This is a genomic window from Bradyrhizobium ivorense (assembly GCF_900696085.1).
GTDB classification, from domain to species: Bacteria; Pseudomonadota; Alphaproteobacteria; order Rhizobiales; family Xanthobacteraceae; genus Bradyrhizobium; species Bradyrhizobium ivorense.
On the sequence record NZ_CAADFC020000025.1, the window covers coordinates 1 to 20484 of the forward strand.

The window sequence follows — 20484 nt, forward strand, 5'->3', positions numbered from 1 at the left end:
CGGCTTCAACGGCATGGCATCGCGGATGCCTTGAGCGTGCAGCAACCCGCTGATCCGGTTGGTGTGCATGGTGCGCTCCTTGCACAGCCGATCGCGTTCGCGCGTGCGCCGCTTGCGATCCTCGTCCTCAGGCGTGGGAACGCGAACAATACTGCAGACGCCCGGCTCGCCGCGCAGATGAGCCAGAAATGAACGCATCAGCTGCGCCAGATCGATCCGATCGGTCTTGGCCCGTCGCGCCCGTCGGTTTACCGCGATGCTTGCGGGATCGATCTCGTGATTGACGACCCCGTTATTGCTCAGCCAGCGATCAAGCCAATGACCTTCAAACCCAGCCTCATAGCAGGACAGGATGCAAACCGGCTTGCCCAGCTGCTCCGCCTTCGCTCGCGTCTTCGCCAGAATACTCGACAGCGCCGCCAGGTCCCCGCCCTCGATCTGGTAACGGCTCATCTTCTCGGCGCCGGGCGTCATCACGCCCAGCTTCCAGCTCGATTTGCTCAGTTCGAAAGCAACGTAAACCGTGGCATACTCGCTTCCGACAGGTGTGTCAGTGTGATCAGCTTGCATCGTTGATCCTCGGGGTGAGTTGGTGGTTGGAAACTCAGCTTACCTCCTGACCACCTGTCACCCCATAGGATCTACATCATCGCAGTCACTCCGGCAGGCCGGCATCACGCAGCGCGTTCGCGAACGTCGCAAAATCCTCAGTGCGGCGAAATGGCGTCAGCTCTCTCAAGGTGGCAGCGCGCAGATTGGGGTTGCATTGCCGCGCCTGCAGGACTGCGCCGCGTGCCGGCCCGAGCCGCCCCGCCAGCGCGCTGCCGGCCGCGAAAACGCACAGCGAGAGCAGGTAGGCGGGGTGGTCGCGCAGCGCGTTTTCGGCGCACGAGGCCGCGGCATCATGGCGGCCGGCCAGAAAATGCGCATATGCCATGGCTCCGTGCGCCTCGTGCTGGGTGGAGGGATCGAGCGGATTGAGTCGCATGGCGTGCGCCGCGTGCTCGAACACGAGGTCCGGCTCGCCCCTCCAGACCCGCAGCCAGGCACTGGTGCCCCAGGCCTGCGCAAAGTTTGGATTGATGGCCAGGGCCCTATCGATGAAGGCCGCGGCGTCGTCGAACTCCTCGGCGATGAAGGCGAGGGCATATGCACCGACATAGAGCGCAGCCGGATCATCCGCACCGAGATCGACGGCCTTGCGCGCCAGCCGCGTCGCCTCGGCACGTTCGCGCGCGTGATCGTCGATCCAGCCATTGGCCTTGCGCCGGACGTAGCACCAGGCGGCCATGCCGTAGGCGCAGGCGAGACTGCGGTCGAGCTCGATCGCCTTGGTGAACAGCCGCAGCGCCTCGCTATTTGCGGCGTTGTCGGACCAGCGCGCCTTGGTCAGGCCGCGCAGGTAATGGTCGTAGGCGTCGAGACTTTCGGTCGGCTTGCGCCTGGCCCGCTTGATCGCCTCACGCTGCAGCTTCGGGGCGATGGCGCCGACGACGCTGGACGCCAGGTTGTCCTGCAGATCGAACATGTCCTCGATCGGCCCCTCGAAATGATCCGCCCAGAGATGGACGCCGGTGTCGGCATCGATCAACTGTCCCGCGATCCGCATGCGGTGTCCGCCCTTGCGCACGCTGCCCTGCAGCACGTAGCGCACGCCGAGCTCGCGGCCGACCTGCTTCACGTCGACGGGCCGGCCCTTGTAGGAAAAGCTCGAATTGCGGGCGATCACGAACAGCCAGCGAAAGCGCGACAGCGCGGTCGTGATGTCCTCGACGACGCCGTCGGCAAAATAGTCCTGCTCCGGATCGGAGCTGAGACTGGTAAACGGCAGCACGGCGATCGAGGGACGATCCGGCAGGGTGAGGGCGGCGGGTCTGGGCGGCTCGGCCGGCCTGTCGGTGATGGCCGCGCCCGCGGACATCGGTAGCTCCCGCACCGGGCCGACGAAACGAAAACCCTTCCGCGGCAACGTCTTGATCAGGCGCTGCGCCTCGCCGCTATCGCCGATCGCGGCGCGCACGGCGTTCAGCCGCGTGGTCAGCGCGGCCTCGGAGACGATGCGGCCGTTCCAGACCGCCTTGATGAGATCGTCCTTGCTGACGACCCGCTCGCGGTTGCGGATCAGATGTTCGAGCAGGTCGAACACCTGCGGCGCAATGGAAACGACATCCGACCCGCGCTGCAGCTCGCGCCGGTCGGTGTCGAGTGCGAACTCCTCGAATTGATAGCGCAAGCTGCCAATCCCTCGGGCAGTCTCCCCATCGCAGGGAGGTGGCTCTGGCGCACAGAATAAGCCGCCCGCAAGCGAAATGTAAGCCGACCAGCCTGCCGGCAACAACGCCTGCGACAAATCTACCGCTTCACCGGCTCGCTGACCGGTTTGCCCTTTTCGACCACGAACACGTTGAAGGTCTTTGCGGGCGTGCTTGCCTTGTTGTTCGCTTCGTGAACGACGCCGGGCTCGTTGTGATAGGACTGCCCTGCGGTGTAGGTTTTCGCTTCGCTGCCTTCCTTTCTGCCGACCACTTCGCCCTCAAGCACGGTCGTGTATTCGTCGCCGGGGTGGGTGTGAAGGCCGGTGCCGGACCCCGGCGGCCACTCGACGATCAGCGCGACAACCTCCTTGTCCGGTTGTCCTGTCAGCGGCTCCTTTTGCAGCGGCGTGATCTTCAGCTTGGGAGCTTCTTGCGCGTGCATAACCGTATTCGGCATGCAAAACGCGACGGTTGCGATCAGCGCAAGTGGCGTCAAAATATCAGCGAGCTACATTCGAAATCCTCCTTGGAATGATCAATCAAATAAATTGGCCGAGGTTCGCAATGTCGAACCTCGCAGTCGTCGCCAGGCCAAAGTTACAACCCCGGTCCGGTGCCGGACCTGCGACAAATCAACCCGAGGGGCATGATCAAGGAGAGAGAAGGACAAACATGCCGCAGAATTGCGCAGCTCCGTCCCCGGCCCACGCTGTCATCGCCCGGCTTGACCGGGCGATCCAGTACGCCGCGGCCTCTCGATTCAATCACCGTCGTCTCTGGAATACTGGATCACCCGCCTGCGCGGGTGATGACACCGGTTGTTTGATGGTTGAATCAGGACGCAATCCCGTCATCCTGAGGTGGCCGCTTCTTCAGCGGCCCTCGAAGGATCGACGGCCCGGTCGGTGGCCGTGCATCCTTCGAGGCTCGCAAGACCTCGCACCTCGAGCGACAAAGGCTTCGCCTTTGGGATGACGGGACTGATAATTGCGCGCCAACCTAATCCGACGCCAGCGGCACGTAGTCGTATTCGCCGACGCCTTGCAGGATCAGGAAGGTCAGCGACGTCGTGCCGGCATTGGTGACGAGGTGCGGGCGGGTCGGCCGCACGGCGTAGACTTCGCCGGGCTTCAGGTTCACTTCCTCCTTCGGCTCCTGCAAGAACAGCCGCATCTGGCCTTCCAGGACGTAGAAGGTGTCGGAGATGTTGCTGTGGGTGTGCCACGGCACCTTCTGGGTCGGCGAGAGTTGCAGCTCCTGGATGCGGAAGCCGGGGCGGGCGGCGTGCTGGGCGCGGCGCTCGACTTCGTAGAGATGGCTGGCGTCCTTGATCGGTTGTCCCTGCTTCATGGCGGCCTCCCTGTCGTTGCTCCCGTGTGCGGGAGAGGGGGCATGCTAGTCCGGTTCGGCGGGTTGCGAAACCATCCGCGCTGCGTCGACTCTATCCCCCGTCGTCCCGGCCTTCGCCGGGACGACGCGTGGAGAGAGCACTGGCCTCACTTCATCCCCATGCAGTTGGCATAGAATGTCGTGGTCGCCGGCCAGTCGGAGAACATTGCGCGGACGCCGACCTGTTTTGCCAGCACGTCGAGCACGGTCAGCGTGTCGCCGTCGCGGTCGATCGCCGCCTTCACCGAGCGGTGGTAGAAGCCGCCGCCCTTGTGCAGCGGGCCGTCGCGCTCCAGCGACCAGCCGATCAGCTCGAGGCCGGCGGCCTTTGCTGCCTTGGCGTAGGCCGACGGCACGATCTCGCCCTTGTCGTTCAGCGCCAGCATCGCGTAGATCGGCGGTCCCAGGATCGCGACGCCCGACGCTTTCAGCTCCTGCATCGAGGGCTTCCAGGTCTCCGGTCTGTTCGGATCGAGGCCGTCCTTCTCGTAGCGCTCCTCGAGAAACACTGCCTGCTTTGCAAAATCCGGCTCGGTCTTCACCCAATAAACGATGTCCTTGAGGCTAAAGCTTTGTGCGAACACGTCGCTCGCCGGAATCCCGGCGGCCTTGTAGGCGGCGAGCATTTGCGTCGCATATTTTTCCTGGGTGTAATCGCCGTCGAACGGCATCGGCACTTCCGCCGCCTTCAGCTCCGGCGTGAATTTGGCGCCCAGGCTCTTGATCAGCGCGATGCTCTCGTCATGGGTCATCAGCGTGCCTGATGTGGCGTAGAGATCGGTGCGCCAGCGCGGCGTGCCGCTCAGGAATTCCTCCACCGTCGTGGCTGCCGGATTGAAGCCGTCCATCTTCGCGGTGAGCCGCTTGAACTCGGCGAGCGTGATGTCCGAGGTGCAGCATTTCGCCGACGCCTTCCTGCCGGCGGCGGGATCGGCCGGGGAAAATCCTTGCGTGCACTTCGCAGCGAGGTCGGGCACCGTCAAAATGTTGGTCGTGGTGTGCAGGTCGCATTGCGAGTGGCGGCAGACCAGCTGGCGGTTCTTTGTGAAGGTGACGTCGCATTCGATCACGCCGGCGCCCATCCGCGCGGCGGCGAGATAGGCCTCCCGGCTGTGCTCGGGGAATTGCAGCGCGGCGCCGCGGTGGCCGATCGAGAAATCCGATCTGTGGAACGGGCCGATGCACTGTGCGAGCTGCTGCTTCAGCGGCCCGTCCTTCATCTTGTCGACCAGATAGAACGGCCGCGGCCCGAGCTGCGCCTCGCGCGGCAGCGCGATGTCATCGGCCGCAGCGGGCAGGGCGGCGCCGAGCATGAGGAGGATCGGGAGCAAGGCGACGCGGTATCGGGCAGGCATGGGTGGTCCCCCTCGGGAAGCGTTGTCGTCAGGCGCTCTATCATGGCGCATGTGAGGGCCGTATGCGACGGCGGTCCCGTGCGCGGTTCAGCCGGCGTTCAGATCGGCGCGACGAGACTTGGCTGCGTGACCTCAAGCAACATCGGGAAAGGAAATCTGTCATGGAACGCCGGGATTTTCTCAAGATCGCCTGCGGTGCCGCCGCGGGCGCCGCAGCCTTCGCCGCCACCGCGCAGGCCGCGCCGCTCGCACCGCATCCGCTCAATGAAGATGCAAAGCTGCCGGGCGGCGCGCAGGCCCAGCCCGCGGTGACTTCGGATGCGGAAGCTGCGCGCCTCAAGCCGGAAGAGGTGCGCTGGCATCATCGTCACTGGGGTTGGCGCCATCGCCACTGGGGCTGGCGGCGGCGCTGGCACCGCCGGCATTGGCGTCGTCACTGGCGTCGCCGCTATTGGTGAGGCGCACGCGGTGCAGCCGCGGGCTTCCGCACACAAAGAAAAACCCCGCGCGAGGCGGGGTTTTGTTTACTCGGTTCAAGCCGCGATCAGATCGGGCGGCAGCGGCCGTAGCGCCAGGCGAATCCATAGGGGCAGGCGCGCACGCGGGGCGCCACCACGACGGGGCGCTCAACCACGACCGGGGGCCTGACGACGACGGCAGGGCCGGGGGCGACCACGACCGGGCCACGGTTTCTGACGCAGCCGCCATAGGGGCCGCGATGCCAGCCGGGGCCGCAACCGCCGGCTGCTTCCGCTGCACTCATTCCGGCGAACGCGGTCGTCACCAAAACTGCCGCTGCAAAAAGATACTTCATGTGTTCTCCCTTTGATTTGGGCCGCACTGCGGCACCGCAACAAACATTCACTCACCGATTCGCCCGGCCGGATCATTGCAGAAGCCGTGCCTTGTGTCGCCGACCATAATGTTGCGGGCTGAATGCGACATGAATGTTGCAGGGCTGCGTCAGGGCGACGCAACCCTAAGGATATGCAGGTCAGTCAAACCAAAATGATGAACCGCCGCTAAAGCGCGATCAGATTGGGTTGAATCGTCATCGCGCTTTAGCTCTCTGTTTGAGCATGATCTTTTCGGAAAACCGCTTCACGCTTTTCCGGATCATGCTCTATTCGCCGGCCCCGAACAGCGCCGCGAACCGCTTCTCGCCGTTGCGCGAGAAATTGACCACGCGGCTGCCCGGCGCAGTGTCCCGCGCCGCCCATTTCAGTTCGGTGAAACGGTCCATCAGCGCCGCACCGAGGGTGCCGGCGAGATGGTGCCGCCGCTCGCTCCAGTCGAGGCAGGCCTTGCACACCGGACGGCGCGGATGCGTCAGCGCATCGGCGTCGATCTGCAACTCCTCGGCCATGAAGCGCTTGCCTTCGCCGGTGAGCTCGATCGCCTGCTTGCTCTGGCGCACCAGCCGCTGCCGCCGCATGCTGTCGAGCATCTGCACGCCGAGATCGCCGGCGAGATGGTCGTAGCAGATCCGGGCGCGGCGCAGCGCCGGATCCTTCGGCCCGGTGCGCACCCGCATGTGGCCGGCGCGGGCGGCAATGCCCTGCAGGCCCTCGAGCACGCCGGCGACGTCGGGGTCGGTGAGGCGGTAGTAGCGGTGGCGGCCCTGTTTCTCCGGCTCGATCAGCCCGCCGGCCTCGAGCTTGGCGAGATGCGAGCTCGCGGTCTGCGGCGTGATGCCGGCCTCCTGCGCCAGCTCGCTCGCGGTCAGCGCGCGGCCGGTCATCAGCGCGGTCAGCATGTTGCAGCGGGCGGGATCACCGACCAGGGCGGCGACCCGGGAGATGTCGGGTCCTGCTTTCATAGTTCGATGATAGCCGAAGCATCGACGTCGGGCAAGCTGATAGTCTCTCACCATCGCGTCATTGCGAGCGGATCGATGGATTGCTTCGCTGGCGCTCGCATTGACGGCAAACAAAGAGGGAGTTGCAATGACCGTCACCGTCTTCATTCGCTACCAGCTCGATCCGTTCAAGCGCGCGATGTTCGAGCAGTACTCGAAAAACTGGCTCTCGATCATCCCGCGCTGCGGCGGCGATCTGATCGGCTACTGGATGCCGCATGAGGGCACCAACAACATCGCCTTCGCGCTGATCTCGTTCCAGAACCTCGCCGCCTACGAGGCGTACCGGGCGCGGCTGCGCCAGGACGAAGAGGGCGTGGCGAACTTCACCTTCGCCGAAGAAAACCGCTTCATCCTGGCGGAGGAACGGACATTTCTGCGCAAGGTCGAGCTATAGTCACTGCGCGACACGCGAGCGAGCGTTCGGTTCTGATCCAATCCGCGCCGAAGCACTAGCGAGCGCGAGCGCACGCGCCTATCTCAGCGCGGCCAACCAAACTCCGGGAGAGAGTCATGCTGCCAACTGCTGACAAACGCGCCACCTTCAAGAAGCTGCACGAGAGCGGATGCTTCATCATTCCAAACCCGTTCGATGTCGGCAGCGCGGTTGCGCTCCAGCATCTCGGCTTCAAGGCGCTGGCCTCGACCAGCGCGGGCTTTGCCTGGACCATCGCCAAGGCCGACAACCGCGTCACCGTCGACGACGTCTGCAATCATCTGACCGCGGTGTGCGCGGCGGTCGATATTCCCGTCAACGCCGACTATGAGGGCGGCTTCGCCGTCGAGCCCGACAAGGTCGCTGTCAACGTCGCGCGCGGCGTCAAGACCGGCGTCGCCGGGCTCTCGATCGAGGACTCCACCGGTGACGCGACCAATCCGCTGTACGAGCACAAGCTCGCGGTGGAGCGCATCAAGGCGGCGCGCAAGGCGATCGACGCCGACAGCTCTGGCGTGCTGCTCACCGGCCGCTGCGAGGCCTTTCTGTGGGGCAAACAGGACATCAAGCTGGTGATCGAGCGGCTGCAGGCCTATTCCGACGCCGGTGCCGACGTACTGTATTCGCCGGGCATCAAGACCAAGGAAGACATCACCGCGGTGGTGAAGGCGGTGGCCCCGAAGCCGGTCAACCTCTTGATCGGCGGGCCGGGCCTGTCGCTGCAGGAGGTCGCCGATCTCGGCGTGCGCCGGATCAGCGTCGGCGGGTCGCTGGCGCGGATGGCCTGGGTGGGGTTCATGAAGGCCGCAAAGGAGATGGCCGAGCAGGGCACCTTCGCCGAATTCGCCAACGGCTATTCCGGCGGCGAGCTCAACAAGATGTTCAAATAACCGAATATGAAAGCAGCGGGCCGATCAGGCCCGCTGCTCCGGCCGTTCCCACGTGTGAGGTTACTTGTTCTTGTCGCCGGTCGCATCCGACGGCGGGCTCGCGGGCTGTGCCGGCGCCGCGCCGGTCGTCGTGCCGGGCTGGCTGTTCGGTTTCGGCGTCACGTCACGCATGCCCGGAGGCGCCCCGGCCGGATTGGCGGGTTGGGTCTGCGCGGTCTGACTCGACGGGGTCGTGCCGGCCTCCTTCACCGAGGTGTTGTTCAGCCCGTAGAACAGGGCGCCGAGCACCACCGCCACCGCAACGGCGAACATCGCGATCTTGGTGCCGCTGGCCGGCCCCTCCGCGAGTTCGGGATCTGGCTGCAGCTCATTGTCCAGACTGTTGAAGCGCGCCTGACGGCGGATTTCGTCATCGGTCAGGTTGGCGCGATACGGATCGTCAGGGTGGTTCGTCATTTCAAGGTTCCTCCGTTAGCACCCCAAAAGCTAAACGCAGGGGACAATGGCTGGCGCCGGAGGATGTTCCGCGCCAATGTTGCAACCTCTTCATCATGGAACCGGCGATTCCCGGAGTTCCATGCCCGTTCCATGAGGCCTTCGCAATGTGGACCCTGCCGCCCACCGATTCGGTGCTGCACGTGCTTTCGTTCATCGCGGTTGCGGCGCAGTCGATGACGGCGGCGCTTGCGGCGGGAAAGCGCAGCATGGACTGGGCCGGCGTCTGCATGCTCGGGGCGATCACCGCGCTCGGCGGCGGCACCATCCGCGACGTGCTGCTCGGGCATTACCCGCTGGTCTGGGTCGCACATCCGATCTATCTCGTGATTGCGGGGGTGGCGGCGCTGGTCACCATTGCGCTGGCGCGGCTGGTGGTGAGGCTCAATCTCGCCTTCCTCGTGCTCGATGCGATCGGGCTCGTGGTGTTCACGATGGCCGGCTGCGACGTCGCCTGGCAGGTCGGCGTTCCCGTGGCGATCGTGATCGTCTCCGGCATGATCACGGGCTGCGCCGGCGGCGTGCTGCGCGACATCCTGTGTAACGAGGTGCCGCTGCTGTTTCGCAGCGAGCTGTACGCCAGCGTCTCCGTGGTCACCGGGCTGTTCTACGCCGCCGCCCTCCGCCTGCAGCTGAACGACACGCTTTGGGCGGTGCTGCTGACCTTCGTGCTCGGCCTGACCTTCCGGCTGCTCGCGATCCGCTACAAATGGGAGATGCCGAAATTCGTGTTCAGCGGCGAGGAGCGCTGAGCGCTATCTCGTCGTGCTATTTCCCTTGCGCGCCTTTGCGACCTCGTCGGCGGTGACCGCGGGCGCCGCATTGCCCCAGGCATTGCGGATGTAGGTCGCGACATCGGCGATCTCCTGATCCGTCAGCTTCGGATAAGCCGGCATCGAGCCGGTGTTCGGCGCCCGTGGCGTCGTCATGCTCTGTGCGCCATCGAGGATGATGCGCAGCGTGCTCGCGGGATCGGCCGATTGCAGATTGGCGTTGCCGGGCAGCGGCGGATAGATCCGCGGCGCGCTGGAGCCGTCGAGCTCGTGGCAGGCGACGCAGGCGCCGCGGTAGATCCGCTCGCCGTTGCTCATCTGCGCCGGGGAGGGCGCCGTGACCGCGGGCTCCGGCGCGCCGGCCGGCAGGCTCTTCAGATAGACCGCGATCGCCCGCACGTCGGCATCGCTCATCTTCGACGTCGAATTGAGCACCACCTCGGACATCAAGGGACCGGCATGGCTGCGCGCATTGCGGCCGCTCTGCAGATACTCGACGATGTCGTCCACGCTCCACGATTTCAACCCGCTGCGCGCGGCGCCATCGAGCCTTGGCGCGAACATGCCTTGAACCACATTGCCGCCGAAGGCCTGGTCGCGCTTGTCGGCGCCGAAGATATTCTTGGGCGTATGGCAGGCGCCGCAATGGGCGAGACCCTCGACCAGATAGCGGCCGCGATTCCATTCCGCGCTCCTACCCTGGTCCGGCTGGATGATGCCTGGCGTCAGGAACAGGGCGTTCCACGCCCGCATCAGCCCGCGATAGTTCAGCGGCCAGAGCAGCTCCGGCGGCGGCGCTTGGTTGCTGACCGGGCTGAGCGTCGCGAGATAGGCGCGGATCGCCAAAATGTCGTCGCGGATCAGTTTTGTGAAATTGGGGTAGGGGAAGGCGGGGTAATAGCGCGCCCCCGCCGGCGAGACGCCGGTACGCAGGGCGCGGACAAAATCCTCGTCGCTCCAGCCACCGATGCCGGTATCGCGGTCGGGCGTCAGGTTCGGCGAGAACACCGCGCCGAACGGCGTATCGATCCGCTTGCCGCCGGCAAACGGCTTGGCCGGATCGGCGGTGTGGCAGCTCGCGCAATCACCCGCGATGGTCAGCGCCTTGCCGCGGGCGATGATCTCGTCGGCCGGCGCGGCCGCGCATTCGCGGGCCGCGAACGCAGCGCACAACAGGGCGGTGGCCAGAATCGTTGCCGTTGCTCGACCTCGTCGCGTCATTCGTCCACCGTCCGGCCCGCACGGCGCGTTACGCCATTTCGCCGCAGGCCCGTCCTGCGACAGAAACCGAAACGCGCTCGCGATATTCCCGGCACGAAGTTGCGATTTTCGAGCAAGCGGCTTCATGGCTCAGAATTGTGCTGCGCGCAGCGAAAAATCCGACATAGACTGGTTCTAACAAGCTCGGATGACTAGCTAAATCAGTCGTCGCGACCAGCAAGAAGAGGGCTAAATGGGAATCAACCAGGGTCCTATCAGTCTCGACCAGAAGTATACCCAAGGCACCGGCCACGTCTTTCTGACCGGCATCCAGGCCCTGGTCCGCCTGCCGATGGCGCAGATCAGACGCGACCGCGCCGCAGGCCTCAACACGGCAGGCTTCGCCTCCGGCTATCGCGGTTCCCCGCTCGGCGGCTACGACCAGCAGCTGTTCGCGGCCAGAAAACATCTCGAGCAATACAACGTCAAATTCCAGCCCGGCGTGAACGAGGACCTGGCGGCCACCGCGATCTGGGGCTCGCAGCAGCTCGGGCTGTCGCCCGGCGCCAAATACGACGGCGTGGTCGGCATCTGGTACGGCAAGGGCCCCGGCGTCGACCGCTGCGGCGACGTATTCCGGCACGGCAATGCCGCCGGCTCCGCCAAGCATGGCGGCGTACTTTGTCTGGCCGGCGACGACCACGGCGCAAAGTCTTCCACCGTCCCGCATCAGTCCGACCACGCCTTCATCTCCGCGCTGATGCCCTACCTCTACCCCTCCAGCATCCATGAAATGATCGAGATGGGCCTTTTGGGTATCGCGATGTCGCGCTACTCGGGCTGCTGGGTCGGCATGAAGGTGATCACCGAGACGGTGGAGACCACGGCCGAAATCGACCTCACCGACGAGATGACGCCGTTCATCATCCCGCCGGATTTCGAGCTGCCGCCGGGCGGGCTCAACATCCGCTGGCCCGACGACCGCTTCGAGCAGGACCGCCGGCTGCAGGACTACAAGGGCTTTGCCGCGATCGCCTTTGCCCGCGCCAACAAGGTCAACCGCGTCACCATGGATTCGCCGAACGCGCGCTACGGCATCATGGCCTCGGGTAAGAGCTATGAGGACATCCGCCAGGCGCTGCGCGAGCTCGGCATCACGCCTGAGATCGCCGCCAAGATCGGCATCCGCCTCTACAAGATCGGCATGCCGTGGCCGCTGGAGCCGGAAGGCGTCCGCAATTTCGCCGTCGGCCTCGAGGAGATCTTCATCGTCGAGGAACGGCGCGAGATCGTCGAGAACCAGGTCAAGCAGGAACTGTTCAACTGGCGCGACGACGTGCGTCCGCGCATCGTCGGCAAGATGGACGATCACGACAAGCGCTTCCTGACCTTCGCCGCCGAGCTCAGCGTTGCCTCGCTGGCGAGCTCGCTGACGGAGCGGCTGCTTCGACTTAATCTCAATCCTGAAATCGCCGAGATGCTGCGCGCGAAGGCCGACTGGTTCAACGGCCGGCAGTCGACGCAGATGCAGGCGACGGCGCCGATCAGCCGCACGCCGTATTTCTGCTCGGGCTGTCCGCACAACACCTCGACCAAGGTGCCGGAGGGTAGCCGCGCCATGGGCGGCATCGGCTGCCACTTCATGGCGCTGTGGATGAACCGCTCGACCGAGACCTTCACCCATATGGGCGGCGAGGGCGTGCCGTGGGTCGGCATCTCGCCGTTCACCAACGAGAACCACATCTTCGCCAATCTCGGCGACGGCACCTATTTCCACTCCGGTATTCTCGCGATCCGCCAGTCGATCGCCTCGAAAGCCAACATCACCTACAAGATCCTGTACAACGACGCCGTCGCGATGACCGGCGGCCAGCGCCATGACGGCGATCTCTCGCCGCAGCAGATCACCTTCCAGCTTCACGCCGAAGGCATCCGCGAGATCTATCTGGTCTCGGAGAATCCGGATGCCTATCCGGCCGACACCATCGCGCCGGGCGTCAAGCTCTACCATCGCGACGAACTCGAGAACGTCCAAAAACTGTGCCGCGAGACCAAGGGCACGTCGGCGATCGTGTTCGTGCAGACCTGCGCCGCCGAGAAGCGCCGCCGCCGCAAGCGCGGCCTGATGGAGGATCCGCAGCGCCGCGTGCTGATCAATCCCGCGGTGTGCGAAGGCTGCGGCGACTGCTCGGTGCAGTCGAACTGCATCTCGGTCGAGCCGCTGGAGACCGAGCTCGGGCGCAAGCGCACCATCAACCAGTCGACCTGCAACAAGGACTATTCCTGCGTAAAGGGCTTTTGCCCGTCCTTCGTCACCGTCGACGGCGGCAAGCTGCGGCAGCGCGCGCCCGCCGAGCTTGGCGATATCGGCGCCTTGCCGGAGCCGGCCGCGAAGCCCGCGCTCGACCGTCCCTACAACATCGCGATCGGCGGCGTCGGCGGCACCGGCGTGCTGACGATCGGCGCGCTGCTCGGCATGGCCGCGCATATCGAAGGCAAGGCCTCGATGATCCTCGACATGTCGGGCCTCGCGCAGAAGGGCGGCGCGGTGCTGAGCCACGTCCGGCTCTCCGAGCACACCGCCGACGTGACCTGCTCGCGCATCGTGACCGGCACGGCCGATCTCGTGCTCGCGGCCGACGAGGTGGTGGCGGTCTCCAAGGACACGATTACGCTCTGTGATGCGAGCCGCACGGTCGGCATCATCAACAGCCATGTGATTCCGACCGCGGATTTCATCCTGAACCGCGACTTCAACTTCCAGACCCGCAAGGTCAACCACGTGCTGGAGACCGAGCTGCGCAAGGATTCTTCTTTCTTCGACTTCACCAAGCCGGCCGAGGCGCTGCTCGGCGACTCCATCGCCACCAACATGATGATGATGGGATTTGCCTACCAGCGCGGCCTGCTGCCGCTGTCGGCCGAGGCGATCGAGAAGGCGATCGAGGTCAACGGCGTCTCGATCAAGATGAACACCGAAGCGTTTCGGCTCGGGCGCCTTGCCGCCGTCGATCCGGCGCGGCTGGCTGCGATGATGAAGGGGCAGGATGACGACGTCGCCGCGCCGAAGACGCTGGATGCGATGTCGCTCGACGAGATCATCACCCATCGCATGGCGCTGCTGACCGACTACCAGAGCTCGCGCCTGGCAAAGCGCTATCGCAAGCTGGTCGATCAGGTCCGCGACGCCGCCGGCAAGGGCGGCTACGGCGAGGCGCTGCCGCGTGCGGTCGCGATCAACTACGCAAAGCTGCTCGCCTACAAGGACGAGTATGAGGTGGCGCGGCTGTTCAGCGACGGCCGCTTCGAGAAGCAGCTGCGCGACCAGTTCGAGGGCGACTTCAAGTTCAACTTCAATCTCGCACCGCCGATCCTCGGCGGCGGCCTCGACGCGCAGGGCCGGCCGAAGAAGCGCGCCTTCGGTTCGTGGATGATGTCGGCCTTCAGGGTGATGGCGAAATTCCGCTTCCTGCGCGGCACGCCGCTCGACATCTTCGGCTACAGCGCCGACCGCAAGATCGAGCGCGACCTGATCGCGGGCTACGAGAAGGACGTCGCGACGGTGCTGGGTCTGCTGTCGCCGCTCAACCACGACATCGCGGTCGAACTGCTGTCGCTGCCGGATCGCATCCGCGGCTATGGTCCCGTGAAGGAGAAGGCGATCGCGGATGCCAAGGTTCGCTACGCGCAACTCGCCGCCGACCTCGCCAACCCGCCGCCCGCGCCAAGGCAATTGGCGGCGGAGTAGGGAGTTGCGTAGAGTGGATTAGCCGAAGGCGTAACCCGCCATTGCCACGGGATGGGCGAAGAATGGTGGGTTATGCTTCGCTAACCCACCCTACGAAGTGGTGGCCGGCGACCTTCGAGACGCGCTTCGCGCTCCTCAGTGTGACGGTGTTGGTTTGCTCAGCTTGCTCGGTGTCATCACCCGGCTTGACCGGGTGATCCAGTATTCCAGAGACGCCGGTGATAGAAGCGAGAGGCCGCGGCGTACTGGATCGCCCGGTCAAGCCGGGCGATGACAGCGGTGGGTGAGGACAAAGCTTCACACCCTCTACGATTCACCGCCACCGATCCAATACGATTGCCCATCGTAATCGTATCACCCTGTCGCCGTCAGCGTGGTCTCGCCTGACGGAATATTTCCGCGCTTGCCAAGGCCGCAGCGGCGGTTCAGAAAAACGCTGGAGATGAAGAAACGCCAGCGGAGAGCGATTTGACCATCAAGGGCAAGGCCTACATTGCCGGGATATTCGAACATCCCACCCGGCACGCACCCGATAAATCAACAGCGCAGCTACATGCCGAGGTCGCCAAGGGCGCGATCGAGGATGCCGGGCTGACCAAGGACGACGTCGACGGCTATTTCTGCGCCGGCGACGCGCCGGGCGGGCTGTGGCCGATGGTCGATTATCTCGGCCTCAACACCAAGAAGCTGCGTCACGTCGATTCCACCGAGACCGGCGGCTGCTCCTATCTGATCCATCTCGGCCACGCCGCCGAGGCGATCGCCGCCGGCAAGTGCTCGGTCGCGCTGGTCACGCTGGCGGGCAAGCCGCGCACCGGCCCGATGCCGCCGCGCGCCGCCGGCGCCGAGGCCGATTTCGAGTCCGCCTACGGGGCAACCACCCACAATGCCTACGGCATGTGTGCCATGCGCCATATGCACGACTACGGCACCACCTCCGAGCAGCTGGCCTGGATCAAGGTCGCGGCCTCGCATCACGCGCAGTACAATCCGCATGCGATGCTGAAGGAGGTCGTCACGGTCGAGGACGTCTTGAACTCGCCGATGATCTCGGACCCGCTGCACCGGATGGATTGTTGCGTCGTTACCGACGGCGGCGGCGCGATGATCGTCACCACGCCGGAGATCGCGAAGAGTCTGAAGAAGCCGCTGGTGCGGCTGATCGGCCATGGCGAGGCGATGAAGGGGCCGCGCGGCGGCAAGGATATCGACCTGACTTACTCCGCCGGCGTGTGGTCCGGCCCGCGCGCCTTCGAGGAAGCGGGCGTGACACCGAAGGACATCAAGTATGCCTCGATCTATGACAGCTTCACCATCACGGTGCTGATGCAGCTCGAGGACCTCGGCTTCTGCAAGAAGGGCGAGGGCGGCAAGTTCGTCGCCGACGGCAATCTGATCTCCGGCGTCGGCAAGCTGCCGTTCAACACCGATGGCGGCGGCCTATGCAGCAACCATCCGGTCAACCGCGGCGGCATGACCAAGATTCTCGAGGCCGTGCGCCAGCTGCGCGGCGAAGCGCATCCGAAGGTGCAGGTGAAGAACTGCGACCTCGCGATCGCCCACGGCACCGGCGGTCTGCTCGGCGTTCGCCACGCCGCCTCAACCTGTATTCTGGAGCGTGCGTGATGTCTGAAGCGAAGAAGTACAATGCCCCGGTGACCAATCCGGAGACCGCGCCGTTCTGGGAAGCGGCCAAGGCGGGCAAGTTCATGATCAAGCGCTGCACCACCTGCGGCGAGGCGCACTACTTCCCGCGCGCGATCTGCCCGTTCTGCTTCTCCGACAAGACGGTGTGGGAGGAATCGAGCGGCGAGGCCACGGTTTATACCTATAGCTTGATGCGGAAGTCGCCGACCGGTCCTTACGCGATCGCCTATGTGACGCTGAAGGAAGGCCCGTCGCTGCAAACCAACATCGTCGATTGCGATCTGGAGAAAGTGAAGATCGGCCAGAAGGTGAAGCTGGTATGGAAGCCGACCGACGGCGCGCCGCTGCCGTTCTTCACGCCGGCCTAAGAAGTACCTTCTCCCCTTGTGGGAGAAGGTGGCAGCCGAAGGCTGCCGGATGAGGGGTGTCTCTCCGCGAGAGAGATGAGTATGCGGAGGCAACCCCTCACCCAAGTGAGTTTGTTGCGCTGTCTGTGTAGCCCTCTCCCACAAGGGGAGAGGGCGCTGTAACGGGCACCGCGCCGCAGAGAGAAAAATTCGGGGTGAAACGACAATGCCGATCGTGTACGAACAGCTGATGGCCCTGAAAAATCTTGGCCAGAAATACAGCTACAGCGACCGCGAGGTGATGCTGTACGCCTACGGAATCGGCATGGGCGCCGATCCGATGGACGAGAAGGAGCTCGCTTTCGTCAATGAGGGCGTGCTGACGCCGCGGCCGCTCAAGGTGGTGCCCACTTTCGCCTCCGTCGCAGCCTGGGGCGCGGGCCCCGGCGAGATGAATCTCAACCGCGTGATGGTGGTCGACGGCGAGCGCGACGTCACCTTCCACAAGCCGTTTGCGACCGCAGCCCACATCACCGCGGACTCCACGGTCCTCGATGTCTTCGACAAGGGCAAAGACAAGGGCGCGGTGATCCGTCATCAGACCGTGCTGAAGGACGAGAAGGGCGAAAAGCTCGCCACGCTGGTCGCGTCGCGCTTCGCCCGCGGCGACGGCGGTTTCGGTGGTCCGTCGGACGGCCAGCCCGAGCCGCACAAGGTGCCGGAGCGCGCGCCGGACCAGGTGGTCGACATCACGACGCGGCCCGACCAGGCGCTGGTCTACCGGCTCTGCGGTGACCGCAATCCGCTGCACTCCGATCCGGAGTTCGCGAAAAAGGCCGGCTTCCCGCGGCCGATCCTGCACGGCATGTGCACCTACGGCATCACCTGCCGCGGGGTGCTGCAGACCTACGCCGACTATGATCCCGCCGCGTTCAAGCAACACGTGGCGCGGTTCTCCTCGCCGGTGTTTCCCGGCGAGACCGTGACCATGGAGCTGTGGAAGGACGGCAATGTCGTGTCGTTCGAGGCCAAGGTGAAGTCGCGCGGCGTCACCGTGATTCGCAACGGCAAGACGGTGCTGGCTTAGCCATGCGCGACGGCCGTTGGCTCCCTCGCCCCGCTCGTCGCGGGGAGAGGGTGGGTGAGGGGCTCTCACCGCGCGTAGTGACCGTGGTGAGACCTGTACCCCCTCACCCGGATCGCAAGGGCGATCCGACCTCTCCCCGCAGGCGGGGAGAGGTGAAGAAGAAAGAACAACAAGGGAGAAAACAACCATGGGATTACTCGACGGCAAGGTGGCGCTGATCACGGGCGCCGGCGGCGGACTGGGTGAGGCCTACGCAAAGCTGTTCGCGCGCGAGGGCGCGGCGGTCGTGGTCAACGATCTCGGCGGGCCGCGCGACGGCTCCGGCGCCGACACGTCGATGGCGCAGAAGGTGGTCGACGCGATCAAGGCCGAGGGCGGCCGTGCGGTCGCCAACGGCGCCGACATCTCGACCTTGGCCGGCGGCCAGTCGGTGTTCGACGACGCCATCAAGCATTTCGGCCGCGCCGACATCCTGGTCAACAATGCCGGCATCCTGCTCGACGAGACCTTTCACAAGGCCAAGGAAGCCAACTGGGACAAGGTGCTGAAGGTGCATCTCAAGGGCACCTTCTGCTGCACCCAGCCGGTGTTCAAATGGATGCGCGACAATGGCGGCGGCGTCATTGTCAACACGTCCTCGACCTCGGGGCTGATCGGCAATTTCGGGCAGACCAATTACGGCGCCGCCAAGGGCGGCATCTGGGGCCTCTCCAACGTGCTGGCGATCGAGGGCCGCAAGTACAACATCCGGATCTGGACCCTGGCGCCGGGCGCGCTGACCCGCATGACCGCGGACCTGCCGCGCTACAAGGAGAACCCGGGCGCGGCGCTCGGGCCGGACGGCATCGCGCCGGCCGTGCTCTACATGGTCAGCGACCTCTCCGGCGACCAGACCGGCAAGGTGCTCGGCGTCTCCGGCCCGCGCGGGGTGCGCGAGATGCGGATGATGGAAATGGAGGGCTGGACGCCGCCGTTCACGGGGTGGAAGGCCGAGGACATCGTCACCCACGCCAAGGAGATCTTCTTCTCCGAAGAGGAGATCAAGAGGTCGGCGCGGCGGTTCAAGTAGGGGAACGCCATTCCCGGGACGAGCCTGCGGCAGGCGGCGCATTCCCGATGCGCAATGGCGGATCGGGAAATGACGCTGTATAGAGAGCGGGAACAAACGAGGCATCCATGACAAAACTCACCGCCCAGGCCGCCGGCACCTTCGCCATCGCGCCGACCCCGTTCCACGACGACGGCCGCATCGACGAGGCCTCGATCGACCGTCTCACCGATTTCTACACCGATGTCGGTTGCGACGGCGTCACGGTGCTGGGCATTCTGGGCGAGGCGCCGAAGCTCGATGCCGCCGAGGCCGAGCAGGTGGCGCTGCGCTTCGTCAAGCGGGCCAAGAAGCTGCAGGTGATCGTCGGGGTCTCGGCGCCGGGCTTTGCCACCATGCGCGCGCTGGCGAAGAAGTCGATGGATGCGGGCGCTGCCGGTGTCATGATCGCGCCGCCGCCGCATCTGCGCACCGACGACCAGATCACCGGCTATTTCAAGCAGGCGCAGGAAGCGATCGGCGACGACATTCCCTGGGTGCTGCAGGACTATCCGCTGACGCTGACCGTCCAGTTCACGCCCGCGGTGATCCGCAAGATCGTGATGGATTCGCCGTCCTGCGTGATGCTCAAGCACGAGGACTGGCCGGGGTTGGAGAAGATCTCCACGCTGCGCAACTTCCAGAAGGACGGCTCGCTGCGGCCGCTGTCGATTCTGGTCGGCAATGGCGGCCTGTTCCTCGACTTCGAGATGGAGCGCGGCGCCGACGGCGCGATGACCGGCTATGCCTTCCCGGAGCTTTTGATCGACGTCGTCAATCTCTCCAAGGCGGGCAAACGCGATGCCGCGCACGATCTGTTCGATGCGCATCTGCCGCTGATCCGCTACGAGCAGCAGCCCGGCGTCGGCCTCACCGTGCGCAAATACGTGCTGCAGAAGCGCGGCATTATCTCCTCCAGCGCGCAGCGCAAGCCGGGCGCGGTGATCACGCCGCAGGCGAGGGCGGAGGTCGACTATCTGCTGTCGCGCGTGGCGCGCGTCGACCGCCGCGCCAATCTGCAGCCGCAATCCAGCGCAGCGGGCTAAACCATGACCGAGATCGCTGCGACCCGTCCTGCGTCCACCGTGCTGCTGCTGCGCGACGGCACGACATCAGCTGAAATCGAAATCTTCATGATGGTCCGCCATCACCAGATCGAGTTCAACTCGGGCGCGCTGGTGTTTCCCGGCGGCAGCGTCGACAAGAACGACAACGAGATAGCAGCTAACCCCGCGCTCTATTCCGGCGGCGAAGGCCTCGACGCCGACGCGCTCGGCTTCCGCATCGCCGGCGTCCGCGAAACCTTCGAGGAGAGCGGCATCCTGCTGGCGCGGCCGAAGGGGTCGTCCGAGCTGGTTGATGCCAAGCGCGCCGACGCACTCGCGCTCGCGCACCGCAGCGCGCTGAACGAAGGCAAGATCACCTTCCAGACCATTCTCACCGACAACGGCCTGGTGCTCGCGCTCGACGCGCTGGTGCCCTATGCGCACTGGATCACGCCGGAGGGCATGCCAAAGCGGTTCGACACCTGGTTCTTCCTCGCCGCAGCGCCGCCCGAGCAGCTCGGCGCCCATGACGGCAAGGAATCCACCGACTCGATCTGGGTGTCGGCGCGCGAGGCGCTGGCGGGCGGCGAGAGCGGCCGCTTCAAGCTGCCGTTCCCGACCACCCGCAACCTGATCCGGCTCGGCAAGCAGCCGAACGTTGCGGCCGCGCTTGAAGACAGCAAGGCCATGTCGATCGTCACGGTGATGCCGGTGATGACCAAGACCGCCACCGGCCGCCAGCTCCGCATCCCCAAGGAAGCCGGCTACGACGGCGAGGTGTTCGACGTCGGCGCGATGGGGTAGCCTGTTGTCACGAGCGATCGGGCGCGCGTGACTCACAGGCGGCGCAGCACATTCGCCGGGACGACGA

At 65.2% G+C, this 20484-nt stretch carries 20 protein-coding genes; 11 read left to right on the forward strand and 9 right to left on the reverse strand.

Annotated features, from left to right (window positions below; translation table 11 throughout):
• From CI41S_RS30210 to CI41S_RS30230, 5 genes are all read right to left on the reverse strand, one after another.
• On the reverse strand, nucleotides 1–570 hold a 570-nt coding region (locus CI41S_RS30210), incomplete at its 3' end, for a transposase (RefSeq protein WP_139862846.1).
• A gap of 85 nt (nucleotides 571–655) precedes the next feature.
• A complete protein-coding gene (locus CI41S_RS30215; RefSeq protein ID WP_139862847.1) occupies nucleotides 656–2233 on the reverse strand; it encodes a winged helix-turn-helix domain-containing tetratricopeptide repeat protein in 1578 nt (525 codons plus the stop codon).
• Nucleotides 2234–2352: 119 nt separating this feature from the next.
• Nucleotides 2353–2712, reverse strand: a complete 360-nt coding sequence (locus CI41S_RS30220) for a cupin domain-containing protein (protein ID WP_139862848.1) — start codon at nucleotides 2710–2712, stop codon at nucleotides 2353–2355.
• Between the two features lie 542 nt (nucleotides 2713–3254).
• Complete coding sequence (locus CI41S_RS30225) at nucleotides 3255–3605, reverse strand: cupin domain-containing protein (RefSeq protein WP_139862849.1); 351 nt, start codon at nucleotides 3603–3605, stop codon at nucleotides 3255–3257.
• 146 nt (nucleotides 3606–3751) lie between these two features.
• Complete coding sequence (locus CI41S_RS30230) at nucleotides 3752–4999, reverse strand: glycerophosphodiester phosphodiesterase family protein (RefSeq protein ID WP_139862850.1); 1248 nt, start codon at nucleotides 4997–4999, stop codon at nucleotides 3752–3754.
• Nucleotides 5000–5160: 161 nt separating this feature from the next.
• Between CI41S_RS30230 and CI41S_RS30235 the strand changes: the two genes are divergently transcribed.
• Entirely contained in the window at nucleotides 5161–5457 is a 297-nt protein-coding gene (locus tag CI41S_RS30235; protein ID WP_139862851.1) for a twin-arginine translocation signal domain-containing protein, read from the forward strand.
• An 86-nt stretch (nucleotides 5458–5543) separates the two neighbouring features.
• On the opposite strand, the gene CI41S_RS30240 is transcribed toward CI41S_RS30235, so the two are convergent.
• Both CI41S_RS30240 and CI41S_RS30245 read right to left on the reverse strand, forming a co-directional pair.
• On the reverse strand, nucleotides 5544–5813 hold the full coding sequence (locus CI41S_RS30240) for a GCG_CRPN prefix-to-repeats domain-containing protein (RefSeq protein WP_139484396.1): 270 nt from the start codon (nucleotides 5811–5813) through the stop codon (nucleotides 5544–5546).
• Nucleotides 5814–6122: 309 nt separating this feature from the next.
• On the reverse strand, nucleotides 6123–6818 hold the full coding sequence (locus CI41S_RS30245) for an ArsR/SmtB family transcription factor (protein ID WP_172628245.1): 696 nt from the start codon (nucleotides 6816–6818) through the stop codon (nucleotides 6123–6125).
• 127 nt (nucleotides 6819–6945) lie between these two features.
• Here CI41S_RS30245 and CI41S_RS30250 point away from each other — a divergent pair, with 127 nt between their 5' ends.
• Together CI41S_RS30250 and CI41S_RS30255 are read left to right on the forward strand one after the other, a co-directional pair.
• Nucleotides 6946–7254, forward strand: a complete 309-nt coding sequence (locus tag CI41S_RS30250) for an NIPSNAP family protein (RefSeq protein WP_139862853.1) — start codon at nucleotides 6946–6948, stop codon at nucleotides 7252–7254.
• Nucleotides 7255–7370: 116 nt separating this feature from the next.
• Nucleotides 7371–8183 carry an isocitrate lyase/PEP mutase family protein gene (locus CI41S_RS30255; RefSeq protein ID WP_139862854.1) on the forward strand — a complete coding sequence of 271 codons (813 nt, stop codon included), beginning with the start codon at nucleotides 7371–7373 and terminating at the stop codon, nucleotides 8181–8183.
• A 60-nt stretch (nucleotides 8184–8243) separates the two neighbouring features.
• Here CI41S_RS30255 and CI41S_RS30260 read toward each other — a convergent pair whose 3' ends face one another.
• Entirely contained in the window at nucleotides 8244–8639 is a 396-nt protein-coding gene (locus CI41S_RS30260) for a hypothetical protein (RefSeq protein WP_139484399.1), read from the reverse strand.
• A 146-nt stretch (nucleotides 8640–8785) separates the two neighbouring features.
• Here CI41S_RS30260 and CI41S_RS30265 point away from each other — a divergent pair, with 146 nt between their 5' ends.
• Nucleotides 8786–9430: a trimeric intracellular cation channel family protein gene (locus tag CI41S_RS30265; protein WP_139484400.1), complete on the forward strand. Its 645-nt coding sequence runs from the start codon at nucleotides 8786–8788 to the stop codon at nucleotides 9428–9430.
• 3 nt (nucleotides 9431–9433) lie between these two features.
• Here the strand turns inward: CI41S_RS30265 and CI41S_RS30270 are convergent, their stop codons facing one another.
• On the reverse strand, nucleotides 9434–10672 hold the full coding sequence (locus CI41S_RS30270) for a cytochrome c (RefSeq protein WP_139862855.1): 1239 nt from the start codon (nucleotides 10670–10672) through the stop codon (nucleotides 9434–9436).
• A gap of 232 nt (nucleotides 10673–10904) precedes the next feature.
• On the opposite strand from CI41S_RS30270, the gene CI41S_RS30275 reads away from it, so the two are divergent.
• From CI41S_RS30275 to CI41S_RS30305, 7 genes are all read left to right on the forward strand, one after another.
• Nucleotides 10905–14399 carry an indolepyruvate ferredoxin oxidoreductase family protein gene (locus CI41S_RS30275; protein ID WP_139862856.1) on the forward strand — a complete coding sequence of 1165 codons (3495 nt, stop codon included), beginning with the start codon at nucleotides 10905–10907 and terminating at the stop codon, nucleotides 14397–14399.
• Nucleotides 14400–14867: 468 nt separating this feature from the next.
• On the forward strand, nucleotides 14868–16025 hold the full coding sequence (locus tag CI41S_RS30280; protein WP_139862857.1) for a thiolase domain-containing protein: 1158 nt from the start codon (nucleotides 14868–14870) through the stop codon (nucleotides 16023–16025).
• The gene (locus CI41S_RS30285; RefSeq protein WP_139862858.1) at nucleotides 16025–16414 is read left to right on the forward strand and encodes a Zn-ribbon domain-containing OB-fold protein; all 390 of its coding nucleotides are present in this window, start codon (nucleotides 16025–16027) and stop codon (nucleotides 16412–16414) included. Before CI41S_RS30280 ends, CI41S_RS30285 begins: the two co-directional genes overlap by 1 nt.
• A gap of 205 nt (nucleotides 16415–16619) precedes the next feature.
• On the forward strand, nucleotides 16620–17480 hold the full coding sequence (locus tag CI41S_RS30290) for a MaoC family dehydratase (protein WP_139862859.1): 861 nt from the start codon (nucleotides 16620–16622) through the stop codon (nucleotides 17478–17480).
• Between the two features lie 187 nt (nucleotides 17481–17667).
• Nucleotides 17668–18549 carry an SDR family oxidoreductase gene (locus CI41S_RS30295; protein ID WP_139862860.1) on the forward strand — a complete coding sequence of 294 codons (882 nt, stop codon included), beginning with the start codon at nucleotides 17668–17670 and terminating at the stop codon, nucleotides 18547–18549.
• Nucleotides 18550–18656: 107 nt separating this feature from the next.
• Nucleotides 18657–19613 carry a dihydrodipicolinate synthase family protein gene (locus tag CI41S_RS30300; protein WP_139862861.1) on the forward strand — a complete coding sequence of 319 codons (957 nt, stop codon included), beginning with the start codon at nucleotides 18657–18659 and terminating at the stop codon, nucleotides 19611–19613.
• Nucleotides 19614–19616: 3 nt separating this feature from the next.
• Nucleotides 19617–20417 (forward strand): NUDIX hydrolase, encoded by an 801-nt coding sequence (locus CI41S_RS30305; RefSeq protein ID WP_139862862.1) that lies wholly within the window; start codon nucleotides 19617–19619, stop codon nucleotides 20415–20417.
• Nucleotides 20418–20484: the final 67 nt, after the last annotated feature.